This window comes from Tritonibacter aquimaris, from assembly GCF_009617595.1.
GTDB classification, from domain to species: domain Bacteria; phylum Pseudomonadota; class Alphaproteobacteria; order Rhodobacterales; family Rhodobacteraceae; genus Epibacterium; species Epibacterium aquimaris.
The window spans coordinates 1-17,615 of record NZ_WIXK01000003.1 but is presented as its reverse complement, the minus strand read 5'-3'; the positions used below and the strand labels follow the sequence as shown (position 1 = coordinate 17,615).

At 54.9% G+C, this 17,615-nt stretch carries 14 protein-coding genes; 6 read left to right on the top strand and 8 right to left on the bottom strand.

Annotated features, from left to right (window positions below; genetic code table 11):
- Positions 1-19: 19 nt before the first annotated feature.
- The 6 genes from galE to GG681_RS06100 all read right to left on the bottom strand — a co-directional run bounded on the left by galE (position 20) and on the right by GG681_RS06100 (position 8,303).
- Positions 20-1,018: a UDP-glucose 4-epimerase GalE gene (gene galE / locus GG681_RS06125; protein WP_153546198.1), complete on the bottom strand. Its 999-nt coding sequence runs from the start codon at positions 1,016-1,018 to the stop codon at positions 20-22.
- The gene (locus GG681_RS06120) at positions 1,018-2,088 is read right to left on the bottom strand and encodes a UDP-glucuronic acid decarboxylase family protein (RefSeq protein ID WP_328593283.1); all 1,071 of its coding nucleotides are present in this window, start codon (positions 2,086-2,088) and stop codon (positions 1,018-1,020) included. Before GG681_RS06120 ends, galE begins: the two co-directional genes overlap by 1 nt.
- Positions 2,089-2,622: 534 nt before the next feature.
- On the bottom strand, positions 2,623-3,468 hold the full coding sequence (nadC, locus tag GG681_RS06115) for a carboxylating nicotinate-nucleotide diphosphorylase (protein ID WP_153546194.1): 846 nt from the start codon (positions 3,466-3,468) through the stop codon (positions 2,623-2,625).
- On the bottom strand, positions 3,465-5,027 hold the full coding sequence (locus GG681_RS06110) for an L-aspartate oxidase (protein WP_153546192.1): 1,563 nt from the start codon (positions 5,025-5,027) through the stop codon (positions 3,465-3,467). The genes nadC and GG681_RS06110 overlap by 4 nt, the downstream gene beginning before the upstream one ends.
- A gap of 9 nt (positions 5,028-5,036) precedes the next feature.
- Positions 5,037-6,089: a quinolinate synthase NadA gene (gene nadA / locus GG681_RS06105; RefSeq protein ID WP_328593282.1), complete on the bottom strand. Its 1,053-nt coding sequence runs from the start codon at positions 6,087-6,089 to the stop codon at positions 5,037-5,039.
- A 387-nt stretch (positions 6,090-6,476) separates the two neighbouring features.
- Positions 6,477-8,303, bottom strand: coding sequence for a methyl-accepting chemotaxis protein (locus GG681_RS06100; RefSeq protein ID WP_153546190.1), 1,827 nt, complete (start codon positions 8,301-8,303; stop codon positions 6,477-6,479).
- Between the two features lie 708 nt (positions 8,304-9,011).
- Here GG681_RS06100 and GG681_RS06095 point away from each other — a divergent pair.
- From GG681_RS06095 to GG681_RS06075, 5 genes are all read left to right on the top strand, one after another.
- Positions 9,012-9,548, top strand: a complete 537-nt coding sequence (locus GG681_RS06095; protein WP_235899762.1) for a winged helix DNA-binding protein — start codon at positions 9,012-9,014, stop codon at positions 9,546-9,548.
- 90 nt (positions 9,549-9,638) lie between these two features.
- On the top strand, positions 9,639-10,523 hold the full coding sequence (locus GG681_RS06090) for a LysR family transcriptional regulator (RefSeq protein ID WP_153546188.1): 885 nt from the start codon (positions 9,639-9,641) through the stop codon (positions 10,521-10,523).
- Positions 10,524-10,620: 97 nt separating this feature from the next.
- Positions 10,621-12,324: an NAD(P)H-dependent oxidoreductase subunit E gene (locus GG681_RS06085; protein WP_328593281.1), complete on the top strand. Its 1,704-nt coding sequence runs from the start codon at positions 10,621-10,623 to the stop codon at positions 12,322-12,324.
- A 3-nt stretch (positions 12,325-12,327) separates the two neighbouring features.
- Complete coding sequence (fdhF, locus tag GG681_RS06080) at positions 12,328-15,102, top strand: formate dehydrogenase subunit alpha (RefSeq protein ID WP_153546186.1); 2,775 nt, start codon at positions 12,328-12,330, stop codon at positions 15,100-15,102.
- 102 nt (positions 15,103-15,204) lie between these two features.
- A complete protein-coding gene (locus tag GG681_RS06075; protein ID WP_328593280.1) occupies positions 15,205-15,969 on the top strand; it encodes an NAD(P)-binding domain-containing protein in 765 nt (254 codons plus the stop codon).
- Positions 15,970-16,012: 43 nt separating this feature from the next.
- On the opposite strand, the gene GG681_RS06070 is transcribed toward GG681_RS06075, so the two are convergent.
- Positions 16,013-16,291, bottom strand: a complete 279-nt coding sequence (locus tag GG681_RS06070; protein WP_153546182.1) for a DUF1330 domain-containing protein — start codon at positions 16,289-16,291, stop codon at positions 16,013-16,015.
- Between the two features lie 118 nt (positions 16,292-16,409).
- Between GG681_RS06070 and GG681_RS06065 the strand changes: the two genes are divergently transcribed.
- Positions 16,410-17,291: a LysR family transcriptional regulator gene (locus GG681_RS06065; RefSeq protein ID WP_153546180.1), complete on the top strand. Its 882-nt coding sequence runs from the start codon at positions 16,410-16,412 to the stop codon at positions 17,289-17,291.
- Between the two features lie 67 nt (positions 17,292-17,358).
- On the opposite strand, the gene GG681_RS17750 is transcribed toward GG681_RS06065, so the two are convergent.
- On the bottom strand, positions 17,359-17,615 hold a 257-nt coding region (locus GG681_RS17750), incomplete at its 5' end, for a hypothetical protein (protein ID WP_214645133.1).

Sequence of the window (17,615 nt, the reverse complement as noted above, 5' to 3'; positions counted from 1 at the left end):
GCTGCGATCATGCCAGGTTTTAGGCGCAGATTTCATTGCGCACCTCCAGGCCAAAATGGGGGGCCGCATGACACAGGATCGAATTCAGATCGCTCAGCTCGGGGCGAAACCCCAAGGTGTTGCGCGCCAAAGTGGTATCCGCCACCAGGATCGGAGGGTCGCCTGCACGGCGGGCGGCCGCTTCCCAAGGTGGGCGTGTGCCAGTCACGTTTTCAATGGCTTCGAGAATTTCCAGGATCGAATGTCCTGTACCTTGACCAAGGTTGACCATAATGTCTTCGCGTCCGCTTGCCAGCCAGTCCAGCGCCATCACATGGGCGCGGGCAAGGTCTCGCACGTGGATATAGTCACGAATGCAGGTGCCATCTGGCGTGTTGTAGTCGGTTCCAAAGACTTGCAATGCAGGGCGCGTCCCAGCCGCGGCCTGCATTGCCAGCGGGATTAGATGGGTTTCCGGGTCATGGCGTTCTGCCAGCTCGCCATCAGGATCCGCACCACAGGCGTTGAAATAGCGCAGAATGGCAAAGTGCAGCTTGCCGCTGGCTGCGCTGTCCCGGATCATTTGCTCGCACATCAGCTTGCTGTGGCCGTAAGGGTTAATCGGCTGTTGTGGTGCACATTCGCGAATGGGCAGCTCCTCGGGCACGCCATAGGTGGCGCAACTAGAAGAGAAGACGATTTGATGCACCTGTGCCAGCTGCATCGCCCGTAACAGGGCGATCGTGCCACCGACGTTATTGTCATAATAAAAGCCCGGGCGCTCAACCGATTCACCGACATATGCGGCGGCGGCGAAATGCATGACCATTTTTGCCTGATGGCGTTGCATGATCCGCGCCAGGGCAGAACTGTCGCGAATGTCGGCAAATTCAAAGGGGCCCCATTTGACCGCATCGCGATGACCGGTGCGCAGATTGTCCACGGCTACGGGCTGGTACCCGGCGGCTGCCAGCGCCTTGCAGGCGTGGCTGCCAATGAAGCCTGCGCCACCGGTTACAATTATCGCGGGCGCATTCATCACTGCACCAGATCTATGTTGAGTTCAGCTTGGGTTTCCCGGGCCAGTTCCTTTGCGAAATAGGGGATCGTGCTTTTGAGCCCCTGCGCCAAATTCACCTTTGGGCACCATCCCAGGCGATCGCGTGCCAGGCTGATGTCGGGGCGACGACGGCGAGGATCATCGCGGGGCAACGCCTTGAATGCGATGTCTGACGCCGAGCCGGTCTGGGCGAGTACAAGCCCCGCAAGTTCGGCGACGGTAAACTCATCCGGATTGCCGATATTCACCGGCTCGCACATGGGCGCGCCCTTGCGGTTTTCACTGTGCATGAGCGCCATCAAGCCATCGATCATATCTTCGAGAAAACAAAATGACCGGGTTTGGCTGCCGTCGCCATATACGGTGATCGGGGTCCCTCTCAGCGCCTGGGTGATAAAATTCGACACCACCCGCCCATCGTCAGGATCCATACCGGGGCCATAGGCGTTGAAGATCCGCGCGATCCGAACATCGGCGCCGCGAAACTGCTGGTAGTCATGGAAGATGGTTTCGGCAGCACGTTTGCCCTCATCATAGCATGAGCGTGGCCCTACCGTGTTCACATTTCCCAGGTAGCATTCCTGTTGTGGAGTGATATCCGGGTCGCCATAGACCTCGGATGTTGAGGCTTGCAGGATCCGTGCCCCATGTTCCAGCGCAAGGTCCAGCATGTTCAGCGCGCCCTGCACATTGGTTTTCATCGTGTGGATAGGATCGCTTTGATATTTGGGTGGAGAGGCGGGGCAGGCCATATTGTAAACCCAAGATACCTGGCCTGCTAGACGAAGTGGTTCAGTAACATCATGTTTTATAAATGAGAAAAACGCATGATCGAGCAGGTGTTCAATATTTGACATCCGGCCGGTCGAAAGGTTGTCGACGCAATAGACCCGATAGCCCTCCCGAATATATCGGCTGCACAGACGTGATCCCAGAAATCCGGCACCTCCTGTGATCAGGATCGATTTTCGTCGATTGCGCCCTCGGCGTAGCAGGTCAAAGGCGTCTGAGGTTTCTTGATCGGAAACAACGTCAGTCAAATAGTTCACAACTTTTGCTCCTCGTACCGAGGGCGTTGGATGGTCATGCGCTACTCGAAATGGCCGGATCACTAATGCGTTTTCTGCACAATGCCTGGCCGCATGCATGGGCTTGTCGCCCCTTTTTTTCTTTTTACTCGCCCAGTTGCTGTTCGTCTGAAAAACATAATCAGATACTGAAATATTCGTGAATCGAGCGAAGTTTCGTCAATAGTTTGCCCAACTTTCGTCGCAATTTTGCTACCCAGTGGGATTTCGCATAAGTTAATATCAACTTTTAGCTGAATTTCATAACCTTATGGTTAGGGTGGTTTTTCGCGCTTTTGCAGGCCCGATGTCGAATCAATCTAGGACGACGAGCGCCTGTTGAGCGGGCTCCCCAAACCAAAGTCTGTGGCTTTTACGCTTAGGTGCCATGCCAGAACGCGAAAGCATTACTGCTTTCGACTATCCAGGGCGCTTGGGCGAGGCAACTGTCGCCCAGCATCTTGAGAGTTTGTCCGCTATGCTATGTTGCCAAATCGGGGACAACCATTGTGGAAATCAGAAATCCAGGCCGAGGTCGATGGTGCGATAGGAATGGGTCAAAGCCCCTGATGAGATGTAATCCACACCAGTTGCGGCAATCTCGGCCACGGTTTCGAGCCGTACATTGCCGGAGGCTTCCGTCCCCACGCGACCTTTTACCATATCCACTGCTGTGCGCAGGGTGGCCACGTCCATATTGTCGAGCAGCACCACATCCGCGCCGCCTTCTTGCAGCACTTCTTCAAGCTGTTGCAGCGTGTCGACTTCTATTTCGACCTTCATCATATGCGAAGCTTGTGCACGGGTCGCTTTCAAAACGGCCGCGATGCCACCAGCTGCTGCAATGTGGTTGTCTTTAATCAAGATCGCATCCGACAGCGAATAGCGATGATTAAAGCCGCCACCATGCAGGACCGCCTGTTTTTCGACAATGCGCAGACCCGGCGTCGTTTTGCGGGTGCAGGTGATGCGGGTATGTGTACCTTTTGTCTCAGCAACCAAACCAGCGGTCAAAGTGGCGATCCCGGTCAGGCGGCCTGCGAAATTCAGCGCAACCCGCTCTCCGGTCAGGATCGAAGCCGCGTCGCCGGTGATCTCCATCAAGGTGTCGCCCTTTTTACAGGGCTGGCCATCGGCGATCACGGTATTGATTTTGAGATCCGCATCTACCAGTCGAAAGGCCAGCGCCGCGATCTGCATCCCCGATACAACCGCATCTTCGCGTGCGTTGATCCGGGCACTGTACTGCGTATCTGCAGGAATAACTGTGCGGGTGGTGATATCACCATAGCTGCCCAGATCCTCCATCAACGCATTGCGCACCATTGGTTCAAGGATCAGGTCGGGAAGGGTCGCGGTCATAGGACATCCTTTACGATTGCGTCACGAATGCTACGTGCGGTCTCATAGGTCATGACGGAGCGTTGACCGTCACCTGCGTTTGCATCTGGGAAATCAGAACGGAAATGCGCGCCGCGGCTTTCGCAGCGTGCTAGCGCTGCGGCTGCAATCAATGTGGCGGTGGCGCACATATTGGCAAAGCCTTCGTCGTGGCCATGATTGTCTTCGAGGAAGGCAATCATAAACAGCGCATCTTCAAGCCCGTCTTCATCACGAACCACACCAACGCAATCTGTCATGGTCTTGCGCAGAGCATCGATTGCCTCTTGTGGCGTGGCATCAGAGCTTTGGGCGAACTCTGGGAAAACCCGCGCGCCAGAGGCTTCGCCAACCAGACAGCTGTCGATATCCAATGCGCAGGAGCGGGCAAAGACAAGCGCTTCTAACAGCCCGTTTGAAGCCAGACGATTGGCCCCATGCAGCCCGGTAGAAGCCGCCTCGCCACAGACCCAGAGCCCAGGCAGCGATGTGCGACCGTTCAGATCGCAGGCAATGCCGCCCATATGATAATGTGCAGCGGCGGCCACCGGAATGGGGCTCTGTGTTGGGTCGATCCCATGGCGCATGCAGGACGCAACAACCGAAGGGAACTGATCGTTAATCGCATCACCAAGTGCCGAGCGGGTATCCAGCATAGGCTCTTTGCCTGCTTGGCTTTGTTTGTAGATCTCGCGGGCAACAATATCGCGCGGTGCAAGTTCCGCATCTGGGTGCGCTGCTTGCATGAAGCGTTCACCGTCTTTGTTGATCAAGATTGCGCCTTCGCCGCGCAACGCTTCGGTTGCCAAAGGTAGAGGATCTTCATCGACATCGATGGCCGTTGGGTGAAACTGTACAAATTCCGCATCAGCAATCACCGCGCCAGCGCGCGCCGCCATACCAATGACTTGACCGCGAATGCGGGTTGGGTTGGTCGTGCGCGCATATAGCCCGCCAGAACCGCCACCAGCCAGAAGGCAGCCTGCGCCACGCAGCAAAACCGGCTCAGATCCATCACTGTGTGCAAGCTTGACACCGCTGACTTGCCCCTCACTGACCTCAAGGCCAAGCGCAACAACGCCTTCAAGCACCTGAATGCTGGGCGTCTGCTCCACCTCGTGGATCAATGCGCGCATGATTTCCGCGCCAGCCTGATCGCCAAGAACACGCACGACGCGGGCCGCGCTATGGGCCGCTTCGCGCGAAAGCACATAACCGCCGTCTTTGGTGCGATCAAAAGATGTGCCAATTTCTGTCAGGTCCAGGATGTGATCGCGCGCAGCCTTGGTCACGAACTCCGCCACTTCCGGCACCACAGTACCAGCACCTGCGCTCACGGTATCCGCCGCATGGGCTTCTGGACTGTCCGAGCGATCCATTGCAGCCGCAACACCGCCTTGCGCCCAGGCAGAGCTAGCACCAAAGCCAAGCTCATCGGGCGAAATCATCAGCACCGGGCGGGGGGCCAGTTTCAACGCCGCATAAAGCGCTGCCAATCCGGCACCCACGATCACAACGCGATCGGTCTGGAGTATCTGCATTTGTGTGCTTTAAATACCCAACTTGCGGGAGAGGTCGATCATTCGCTCTACGGCCAGACGCGCCTTTTCGGCCACGGTCGGATCCACTTCGATCTGACCGGTCATGGTATCAAGCGAATAAAGAACCTTTTCCAGCGTGATTTTCTTCATATAGGGGCACATATTGCATGGGCCGACAAAGTCCACCTCGGGCAGTTGATCCGCGATGTTCGAGGCCATCGAACATTCGGTGATCAAAAGGGCCTTTTCCGGTTTCTCGTCGGTCACATATTTAATGATGCCACTGGTGGACCCTGAATAGTCAGCTTCATCACACACATCCGGAGGACATTCCGGGTGTGCAATCAACCGCGTGCCTGGGTTCCATTCGCGAAAATCGCGCAAATCCTGGGCTGAGTATTGCTCATGCACGATACACGAGCCTTCCCACCAGACGATATTCTTTTGCGGTACATCGCGGGCGATGTTTTGCGCCAGATATTGGTCTGGGGTCATAATAATGGTGTCTGCATCCAGCGCTGCAACAATTTGCGCAGCGTTTGATGACGTGCAGCAAATGTCCGAAGCAGCTTTGACCTCGGCTGTGGTGTTCACGTAGGTCACAACGGGCGCGCCGGGATAACGACGGCGCATTTCTTCCACACCCTCAGCCGTGATGGATTCCGCCAGGCTGCAGCCCGCGTCCATGTCTGGCATCAGCACTGTTTTTGACGGGCTCAGGATCTTAGAGGTCTCCGCCATAAAGTGTACGCCGCACTGGACGATAACATCTGCTTCGACCTCGGTCGCTTTGATCGCCAGCTGTAAGCTGTCTCCACCAAAGTCCGAAATGCCGTGATAGATCTCGGGTGTCATATAGTTATGGCCCAAGATCACGGCATTACGCTTGGCCTTCAAATCATTGATGGCCTTCACGTATGGAGCGTAGATGATCCAGTCTGCAGGGGTCACAACCCGTGACATACGTGCGTATATATCACTCATTTCTTCGGCCAATTTGGGCGAAGGTGTCAGGTCGTATTTTTCGGAAAGTTCAGCGCGCAAGGCGGGAAGGTCGAACACGTTTCTATATGCTCTGCCAGTTAAAGATACCCATTGGATAAGCTGATTGTCATGAAAACGCCATGTTCGATGTTGGAATTTTCTCCCAATCCGGCGATCTGTGACTAAAATTTTCTCAAATCACCTTATTGGCGCGGATTTTCCCTCAAAACGAAAGTCTGGGTGGGTAATTTTTGTTCGTCTTTACTGGTGGATCCAAAATATCGTGGTCGCAATCGCTAAAACGCGGCAGGTTTTGAAATGCAAATGCTAGGATTTTGCCGTTTCGAGCAGCGCGATTCGCACTCTTGGTGGCGAACAAAACCTCGTCGTCTGTCCCTGATGGGGAAAACGCGCCAGAGAAACTCGTCTGGCGCGTCCAGTTTGCAGATCTTGGAAAGTCAGATCTTAGAAATCTTCCCATCCGTTTGAAACTTTTCGAGGCGCTTCTGGCTCTTCAAATATATTGTCGACCCATTCGTCTTCTGCCGGTGCCGCAGCCGGTGTAGCCGCCGGGGCAGGAGGGGCGATTGTGGTCGCAGCGGTGCCGGTTTTGAACACCGCAACATGTTGCGCAAGATTGGTGGCATCATGGTTGAGCAACTGCCCTGCTGCGGTTGCTTGTTCCACCATCGCTGCGTTTTGTTGGGTGACCTGATCCAGCTGCGACACACCGGTGTTGATTTCGCTCAGCGTGGTGGCTTGTTCAGCCGCGCCAGACGCGATGCCGCTGATGTGTTCTGAGATTTCGCTGACGCTTTCAGTTATCTTTTTCAGCTCTTCCCCAGTTCGGCCCACCAAATCCACGCCTTCGTGCACATGCTGGCTGCTTTTGGTGATCAGCGCTTTGATCTCCTGTGCGGCGTCAGAAGAACGCTGCGCCAGGGCGCGCACTTCGGAAGCCACAACCGCAAACCCACGACCAGCTTCGCCCGCTCGTGCGGCTTCGACCCCCGCGTTGAGTGCCAGAAGGTTGGTCTGGAACGAGATGTCATCAATCACAGTAATGATCTGCGAAATCTGGGACGAAGATTCCGAGATTTTGCCCATTGCAGCGACCGCATCGGTCACCACGGTGTCGCCATTCTCTGCGGTGGATTTGGCATCTTTCACGATGGTTTCCACAGTGCGAGCGCTGTCGGCTGCTGAACGCACGCTTACGGTGAGTTCTTCCATTGCCGCCGCGGTTTCTTCTAATGTTGCCGCCTGGCTTTCAGTGCGATGGGCCAGATCGTCGGAAGACTGGCTGATTTCGGACGCGCCTGAGCGGATGCGGCTGGCATTTTCCACCACGGTGCCGATGATATCCGTCATCTTTGCCACGGCGGTATTGAAATTGTTGCGCAACGCTTCGTATTCGCCCGGGAAGGGCCGATCCAGCTTGTGGGTGAGGTCACCTTCGGACAGGGTCTGAAGCCCGTTTGAAAGATCTTGAACCACATCAGCCTGAGCGCGTTGCGCCTCGTGTCGTGCGTCTTCAGCTTTGCGCCCTTCGATCAGGCGTTTTTTCAGTGCTTCCAGATTGTTTGCGAGCCGTCCAACATCATCGCCGCGATTTGTATAGATCGCATCGTTGTCATAGGTTCCATCTGCGACATTGTTCAGCTCTTCGGTCACGCGGGACAGTGGAATACCCACAGAGCGACGTAGTACCAAGGAAGAGATCCCAGCCATCAACAAGAACGCAACGATTGCAGAGACTAGCGCAAGAATCTGATCATTTTGCACAAGGGCAAGATCAACATCAGGCGTCCAGATAAAGGCGACCGAGCCAATCGCCACATCACGATCTTTCCCTGCCAATGCGGGGGCAACCGTGGCCAGGCCGTCCAGCACGTTGCTTTCACTTAAGGTTTCGACAGCTGCAAGCCCGGCCGCTTCTAGGGCTGCGATTTGTGTTTCGCTCGCTGATCCGGTTTCGGCAATGATTTTGCCATCTTTGTCCATTGCCGCGCCGTAGATTGCGCGCCCTTCGGTCAAGGCGAGTGTATCTGTAAGGTCTTGTCCAAGCCGGGTGCGATCGCCAAATCGAATGGCTCCACCGCTTCGCGCAGCCACTGTAACGGTGACGCTGCGTCCCAGATTATTCACCCCGTTGAGTACGGATTTGTGAATCAGCAATTCGCTGGAGACGAGCATTAGCGTCGCCACGGCTAGTGTACTGGTGACGATCAGAAACAGGCATTTCAAGAAGAGTGATGCGCCGGCAAAGCGGCGTAGGACTCGTTTCAGCATGAGACAGGTGCTTTCCTTGCGTATCGGACCAAGTTGCGCGATCCGGGTCTTGTGATGTTGGCAAATGCAGGGGCGTGAAGTGAACCCACGTTTGCATATCGAAAGAGGTCTTGGATGCGGCACATGTGTATTGAAACAGCAACCCAGGGCCTACCGCAGGCTCTGAGGTCGCCATGGCACGAATGTTGCGAATTTTGTTGCAGCCCGCGTGCCGCGCTCCGGCAAGAGCGGTAAGGTGGGCGTTGGCTGCAATGTGCGACAGTAAGTAACATGGACAGGATGTTGCTGATTTAACGATTAGACCAGCCTTGCCCGCCAAAGTTTTCAGATCTCTTAATTTTATTGGTGGAATTCGCGATGGATTCGTAAAATACGATGTAACGGATCTGACATGCACAGCGTTTAGAGCTGCAAAATATGTTCATGCATTCGTGTTTGCACATAAATTCAGCAATGCAAGTGGTGGAGTAGTAAACATATTGTCAAGCAACTTAAGGTTGCTCTCATTTTTAAAAAGCGCAATGATATGAAGTACTCAGCGTAACTAGTGTCGAATTTGGTCAACAAAACAATTTGGCGAGGTGTGTTTGAAATTCAACTAGTAAGTTGACATCTTGTTGCTATACAACGCAAATTTGTGCGTAAATTTGTCTTGGTTGATCGCCGGTCGATCGTCTGGACACACATCAGATTCTGGAGACGACCTTTTTGACCTCTTCTGCTATCAAATCTAATACCGATCTGGACACGCTTGTGTCCAATCTTCCAACCGATGCCGTGGAAGACGCTTTAAATGAATTCGAGCTTGCCCTTATTCGGGCGTACAACGGTCTTGAGCGTTGGCAGCAGCAAAGCATGCTCTCCATCAGTGACACACCATTATCTGGTGCAGAAGGGGCGCTGCTTCATATCATTCGCATGAATGATCGTCCTAAATCGATCAAGGAGCTGGCCCGTCTTACCAACCGGGATGATATCCCTAATATTCAGTACTCACTGCGCAAGCTGGCGTCTGCGGGTCTGATAAGCAAATCTGGGTCAGGGCGTACAGGGGTAACCTATTCCACCACGCCTGAAGGCGTAAAGCTGACCGATGCCCATTTGGCAAATCGGCGTGAGCGCCTGATCGACACATTGAAGCAGTTTGAAGAGATTGAAAATGAAATGGATGTCACCCGAGGTCTGTTGAATCGGGTCACCAGCATTTTTGAAGAAACGGTGCGCAATATTGCTGCGCGTCGCTAAGCCCATTCGATAAGTCGATTTTTCCACGTGCCATTTTTCTAGATTTCCGACAGTATAAGAGCTCAATCTAACGACTTAAGCTCTTTTGCAATGATCGAACTGCGTGACCTAAAGATACTGTCTGCTCTGGCCCGCCATCGCCATTTTGCGCGCGCAGCCCAAGAGTGCAACATGTCGCAACCGGCGTTTTCCATGCGTATTCGCAATTTGGAAGAACGCCTTGGCCTATCGCTGGTGCGACGGGGGAACCGCTTTCAGGGCCTGACCGCCGAGGGAGAGATGATTGTGCGCCGGGCCCGCCGCATGTTGGATGAGGCGCGCGCACTTGAGCAAGATATCTCCTCGGCACGTGGCGAGGTGACCGGAATCTTAAAGCTTGGCGTTGTGCCAACCGCGACGGCTTTTGCGGCAAAAGTGGTCAACAGCCTGTATCTCAGCCATCCACGGCTTCTGACCCAGCTCGAAGTGACCAATTCGCACACGATTCAGCAGCAGCTATATGATGGGTCATTGGATGCGGGCATTACCTATGCCGACAGCATTGGGCGCGATATGGTTGAGGTGCTGCCGCTATATGATGAAAGCTATATGCTGCTAGCGCCGCTCCATATGGTGAAAGATTTTGACGACACCATTGCCTGGGCCGAAATAGAACATCTGCCGCTGAGCTTGCTGTCGCCAAAGATGCAAAATCGTCGTATCGTTGATCACATCCTGGAAGAGCAGGGGCTGCGGCCTCGTGTTATGTCCGAGGCTTCTGGCTTTATGGCGGCTCTGATCATGGCGCGTGGCGGGACCCTTGCAACAATTGTGCCCAGGGCTTTGATTGAATCGCTTGGCGTTCCGGAGGGAACCCGGGCTTTGTCTTTGGTGGATCCTGAAACGGTCAAGCCGATTTGCTTGGCGACTTTGCAGCGTAACCCTGAGCTGACTTCAGTGCGGGTTTTGCGTGCCACGATTGACACATTGGCGTGATAAGGTTTGCTTATCAAAACATACCGTATATCAATTTGACGATGCAGTTCCCTGATGTCAATTAGAGGCTAAATTAACGCATTGGAGGAGGGTTCGCGTGGCACCTCTGGATCAAAACAAAGGCAACCGGGATAAGGGTGTTTGGAAATCTAACCGAGGCAAAGGGCGTAAGACCCCTAAGGGCAGACAGTTGGATGATCACGCACATGAAGAGCTGTTGGGCCTTCTTGGATCTCGCCCGCGCAATCGCGACCTTTTGATTGAATTCCTGCATCTTATTCAGGACGAGTTCGGCCATATCAGCGCGGCGCATCTGCGCGCGCTTGCAGAAGAGATGCGCATTGGTCAGGCTGAAATCTACGAAGTTGCGAGTTTTTACGCCCATTTCGATGTGGTGCGCGAAGGGGAAACTCCCCCCCCAGCCCTGACAATCCGGGTATGTGACTCGCTGTCCTGTGAGCTGGCGGGGGCGCAACAGCTAAAGTCTGCGCTGGAAGAGGGGCTTGATCCCAATGAGGTTCGCGTTCTGCGCGCGCCTTGCATGGGGCGTTGTGATACCGCGCCCACGCTTGAACTTGGTCACAATCACATTGATCACGCGACGCCAGAAAAGGTGCTTGCTGCAATCCGTGCCGGTGACACCCATGCCGAGATACCCGACTATCAGGGCTTTGCCGAATATAAGGCCGATGGCGGCTATCGCACGTTGCACGCGCTGCGCGAAAATGGCGATTGGGAAGCTGTGCAAGCCCAGATCAAAGAGGCGGGGCTACGCGGTCTAGGCGGCGCAGGGTTTCCATCCGCCACCAAATGGGGGTTCGTGCGGGCCAATCCCGGACCGCGGTTCCTCGCGGTAAACGGGGATGAGGGGGAACCTGGCACCTTTAAGGATCGCCATCACCTGGAGCGCAATCCGCATATGTTCCTTGAGGGTATGCTGATTGCCGCCTGGGCGGTCGAGGCTGTGACCTGCTTCATCTATATTCGTGATGAAAACCCGGCAGTTCGCGAAATTCTCAAACGCGAAATCGCCAAACTCGAAGCGGCAGAGATCGTCGCGCCTGGATACATCGATCTGCGCCGCGGGGCAGGGGCCTATATCTGTGGCGAAGAAAGCGCGATGATCGAAAGCATCGAGGGTAAACGCGGCCTTCCGCGCCATCGCCCGCCCTTTGTGGCGCAGGTGGGCATTTTTGGGCGTCCGACATTGGTGCACAATGTTGAATCGCTTTATTGGGTGGCGCGCATCACGCGGTTTGGCCCAGAGGTTTTGAATTCCGTTGAAAAGAACGGCCGTAAGGGGCTGCGCAATTATTCCGTCTCAGGCCGAGTTGCCCGCCCTGGCGTTTATTTGCTGCCTGCTGGCTCCACCATTTTGGACATTATCGCGGCGGCAGGCGGGATGGCGCAAGGGCATGTATTCAAGGCCTATCAGCCCGGCGGCCCTTCTTCTGGTTTGCTTCCGGCAAGCCTGAATGATGTGCCGCTGGATTTTGACACGCTTCAGCCGCATGGCACCTTCATTGGGTCCGCTGCTGTAGTGGTGCTCTCTCATCAGGACAATGCGCGCGACGCTGCGTTGAACATGCTGCGCTTCTTTGAAGACGAAAGCTGTGGCCAATGCACCCCATGCCGGGTTGGTTGTGAAAAAGCTGTAAAGCTCATGCAATCTGATCAATGGGATCAGCCCCTGCTCGAAGAACTCAGTCAGGCCATGGTTGACGCGTCGATCTGCGGTCTGGGTCAGGCTGCACCAAACCCTATTCGTCTGACAATGAAACATTTCCCGGAGGAGATCTGAGCAATGTCGAAGAACATTACATTTACCCTCGATGGGAAAGAAGTCACCGCCGAAGCGGGCCTGACCATTTGGGAAGTGGCCAATGGCCGTGGGCTCAAAATCCCGCATCTGTGCCATAAGCCAGCGCCGGGATATCGCCCTGATGGCAATTGCCGTGCCTGTATGGTGGAGATTGAGGGCGAGCGCACGCTCGCGGCGTCTTGTATTCGTGAACCCAGCGACGGCATGGTTGTCACCACCAATTCAAACCGCGCTGAAACCGCCCGTAAAATGGTGATGGAGCTTTTGGTTGCGGATCAGCCCGCGCCAGAGGAGGCCCGCGATAAGTCTTCGCATTTGTGGGACATGGCGGAACTCAACGGGGTTTCGGAGTCACGTTTTCCCAAGCTCGAACGGGATCGGGTGCCGCAGCTTGATGCCAGCCACGCGGCGATGAATGTTAATTTGGATGCCTGTATTTCCTGCAACCTTTGTGTGCGGGCCTGCCGCGACGTGCAGGTGAATGATGTGATCGGCATGGCAGGGCGGGGCCACGACTCTTATCCCACCTTTGACATCGGTGATCCAATGGGCGCGTCTTCCTGTGTGGCCTGTGGTGAATGTGTCCAGGCCTGCCCAACTGGTGCGCTGATGCCCGCAGATCTGATGGATGATCAACAGCGCGGCGACAGCAAGGATTATGACAGCGAAACCGAAAGCGTCTGCCCCTTCTGCGGCGTTGGCTGCAAGGTCAGCCTCAAGGTTAAAGACGGCAAGGTCAAATATGTCGAAGGCATCAACGGGCCTGCCAATGAGGGACGTTTGTGCGTAAAGGGTCGCTTTGGGTTTGACTACATCCATCACCCGCACCGCCTGACCAAACCGTTGATCCGCCGCGAAGATGCGCCACCGAAGGGATTGAATGTCGATCCCGGAAATCTAAGCACGCATTTCCGCGAAGCGAGCTGGGATGAAGCACTGGATCTTGCCGCTGAAGGGTTTAAACAGCTGCGCGCTGAGAACCCCAAAAGCGTCGCTGGCTTTGGCTCTGCCAAATGCACCAACGAAGAAGCCTATCTGTTTCAGAAATTCATCCGGCAGGGGTTTGGCCACAACAATGTGGACCACTGCACCCGGCTGTGCCACGCATCATCCGTGACGGCGCTGATTGAAAACATCGGCTCGGGCGGGGTGACGGCCAGCTTCAATGATATCAAAGACGCAGACGTTGCGATTATCATCGGTGCGAACCCGATCGAAAACCACCCTGTTGCGGCGACTTATTTCAAACAGTTCACCAAACGCGGCGGCAAGCTGATTGTGATGGATCCGCGTGGCGTTGGCCTGCGCCGCTTTGCGTCTGAGATGCTGCAGTTCCGTCCGGGTGCCGATGTTTCCATGCTCAATGCAATCATGCATGTGATTGTGGAAGAAGAGCTGTATGACAGCCAGTACATCCATCGCTGGACCGAAAACTGGGAAGCTGAAAAAGAGCATCTGAGCCAGTTTTCTCCAGAGGCCATGAGTGAGATCTGCGGTATCTCTCCCGAACAGCTGCGCCGCACCGCGCGTCTTTTTGCCAAGGCGGATGCGGGCATGATTTTCTGGGGGATGGGGGTCAGCCAGCACATTCACGGTACAGACAATTCGCGCTGTCTGATTTCACTGGCGCTGATGACAGGCAATGTTGGTCGCCCCGGCACCGGTCTGCATCCGCTGCGTGGGCAGAACAATGTGCAAGGTGCATCTGACGCAGGTCTTATCCCGATGTTCCTGCCGGATTATCAAAGCGTCACCTCAAATGAGGTGCGCAAGAGCTTTACCGATGTGTGGGAAAGTGAGGATTTCTCGGCTGAGAAAGGTCTGACCGTAACCGAGATCGTGGATCAGGCTTATGCGGGCAATATTCGCGGCATGTATATCATGGGTGAAAACCCGGCGATGTCAGACCCGGATGCCGATCACGCCCGCGATGCCTTTGCCAATCTTGATCTGATGGTGGTGCAGGATATCTTCCTGACAGAAACAGCGAACTACGCTGATATCATCCTGCCCGCGTCCGCGCTGTTTGAAAAAAGCGGCACTGTGACCAATACCAATCGTCAGGTGCAGCGCGTGCGTCCGGCCGTGCCACCGCCGGGGGATGCGCGGGAAGACTGGACCATCACCATTGAACTTGCGCGCCGAATTGGTCTGCCCTGGAACTATGATGACGTTGCCGATGTCTATGGGGAAATGGCACAGACCATGCGCTCGCTCGACAATATCACTTGGGAGCGGCTGGAAACCCAGACCATCACCTATCCTGCAATCGACGCGCAAGATATGGGCCAATCGATTGTGTTTGGCGATGGTTTCCCACGCGAAGGCGGGCTGGCGCGGTTTGCGCCTACCAGTGTGATCGCGCCGGACGAAGCACCAGATGCAGAATATCCTATGGTGATGACAACCGGGCGTCAGCTTGAGCATTGGCATACGGGGTCTATGACCCGGCGGTCACGCGTGCTTGATGCAGTGGAGCCTGAGGCAAACTGTTCGCTTCATCCCAAAACCCTGCGTGCACTTGGGGTGGAACCGGGCGAGATGATCCGCCTCACCACCCGACGTGGCTCGGTTGATATTATGGCGCGTGCGGATCGAGCCGTATCTGAGGATATGGTGTTTGTCCCCTTTGCCTATGTGGAAGCGGCCGCCAATATCCTGACCAACTCTGCCCTGGATCCTTATGGTAAGATCCCAGAGTTCAAATTCGCCGCAGTGCGGGTGGAAAAGATTGTGTCCCAACTCGCGGCTGAATAGCTTGGTCGAAATATAACAAATTGAAACGGGCGCCCTATCACGGGCGCCCGTTTCAGATCCTCTGCAGTTGCCAGCTTGCTTCTGGCAGGCACTTTTGGGGGAGTGTGTGAACGCAGTTCAGCAACGAGAGTGTATGATATGAAACTCGGCTTCCTTGGGTGCGGCACCATTTCATCTGCTGTGGTGCGGGGGCTGACCGGTCAGGGGCACAGTATCATCGTTTCGGAGCGTTCACGGTCAGCCTCTGCATCCTTGGCAGCGGAATGTGATGATGTGACCGTTGCGGATAATGGTCAGGTGGTTGCGCAAAGCGATGTTGTCTTTCTTGGATTGCTCGCAGACACCGCCCCCATTGTTTTACGTGAGCTAGGCTTCACCAAGGGGCAGCGTGTTGTTTCATTCATCGCTGGAATGGATCTGGCTGCGCTTGCCGATCTCGTGGCTCCAGCCGAAGCCACCGCGATCATGTTGCCGTTTCCCGGTATTTCAACGGGTGGCTCACCCATTCTTGCTCTTGGTGAAACGGGGCTGTTGGTGGATCTTTTTGAGCCGCGTGAGCAAATCTTTGCGCTAAAAGATCAGTGTGAACTTGATGCATATCTTTCGGCGCAAGCCGTATTGTCTCCTGTTGCCCTGATGCTGGCTGAGACTGCGCAATGGTTGGGGCAAAATGGTGGTGACCAAACCCAGGGGGAGGCTTTCTTGCGTGCGCTGGTCTGCAATAGCCTGTCTTCGACATCCAGTTCTGCATTGGTTGATGCCCTGAATACTCCGGGCGGGTTTAATCAACGGCTTCGGCGTCACATGGATAGTGCGGGTATTGTCGGTGATTTAACAGAAGGTCTTGATCGCCTTAAGAACGGTTAACGCCGCGCAAATTGCGCGACGTATACTAGATGGGGTGTTCTCTTTAACCCAGTAGGGCAATCGTGCTGCTGCCTGCGCCAGTCCGAAGCGCATGTACCGCTTCTAGTTCTGGGTCGTTGATCCAGGCTTTGGCACCTTCGGCGGTTTCAAACTCCAAGATCACGCCAAGACCTGTTTCCAGCTCACCTTCCAGCACAGTCTGTTGCGGCGACGCTGCGGCCACTTTGCCACCATGACGGCTTAGGGCGTCCACGGATTTTTCGCGATAGGCAGCAAAGCTTTCAGGATTGGTGACAATGATATTCACATAAGCATAGACCATAGGGCATCTCCAGTTTTCAGATGTCAAAGATATGGGGAATAGTGTGGTGTGCGAAAATACGTGAATTCGCATGTTTGATATGCAATTTTGCATGTGTCTCTATTTTGGGAATACATGCATGCAACACTTAAACTGGGATGACCTGCGCACCATTCTCGCTTTGGTGAAAACGGGCAACCTGTCCAAAGCGGGGCTTGAGCTCCATGTAAATTACACAACAGTAGCGCGTCGCATTCAGCGCGCCGAAACTGCCCTGGGTCGCCCGCTGTTTGAACGCCTGCCCGAAGGCTATGTGCCATTGCCCGAAGCGCATGAGATCGCCCGAACAGCAGAGCGTATGGAAGAAGAGGAGCACCGGCTGCTGCGACGCTTGTCGGGGCAACAGGTTGAATTGTCCGGGCCCTTCACGTTCACCGCGCCACAATTGATGATCCAGGCCCATCTTGCACCGCTTCTGGCGCGTTTCACCGAGCTGCATCCGGAGATCGATCTCACCATCAAGGCAAGCTATGATATTCTTGACCTCAGCCGACGCGAGGCTGATCTTGCCCTCAGGATCAGCCATGAGCCGCAAAACGCGCTGGTAGGGCGGCGCTTATGCGCGCAGCGCAGTGCGTATTTTGCCACCCGTGAAATTGCTCGCGCGGCTCGTGAAAACCCCGGGGCGCAAATCGATTGGCTGCTCTTTGCACCGCAAAAAGCAGCCCCAGCAGAAGCGCGTGAGCAGCATCCCAATATCAACATTCGGGCGCGTTTGGATGATATGGGAGTTTTGATCGCAGCTGCCGAAGCGGGCATGGGGGTATTGCGCATGCCGCTGTTTCTGGGGGCGGCCCATCCCCGGCTTGAACAGTTGGTGCACCTGCCAACATCCGCATACCCGCCTGTCTGGCTGCTCAATCACCGCGATCTGCAACAAAATCCCAAATTGCTTGCTCTGAAAAACATCTTGATCCCCTGGTTTCAAAAAAATCGGACGTTGTTTGAGGGGGAGGGGTGACGCGGGGCGCATTCCGATTCATGTGATTTGCTGCGTTTCTGTGGATAAGTATGTTGGTTGTTTTGGGTTATGTTGTTTTTGGGATGTTTTTGGGATTTGCGTTTGGTTTTTGGTTTTGGGATTTGGGCGAATTGAGGGTGTGTTTGCAGAAAAGGCTTCGGTTAACGCTTTGATATTGTGGGGCTTTTGCAGTTTCTGGCGTTTTTGGTGACTTTTTGTGAATTTTTGGGTTGCGGGTGTTTGTTGTTAGCACTAGAACCCCCTTCACCGGCGGCGCTGAGGCGCTACTGAGACACACCGGACGGTGCGGCGGCGACGCTGAGT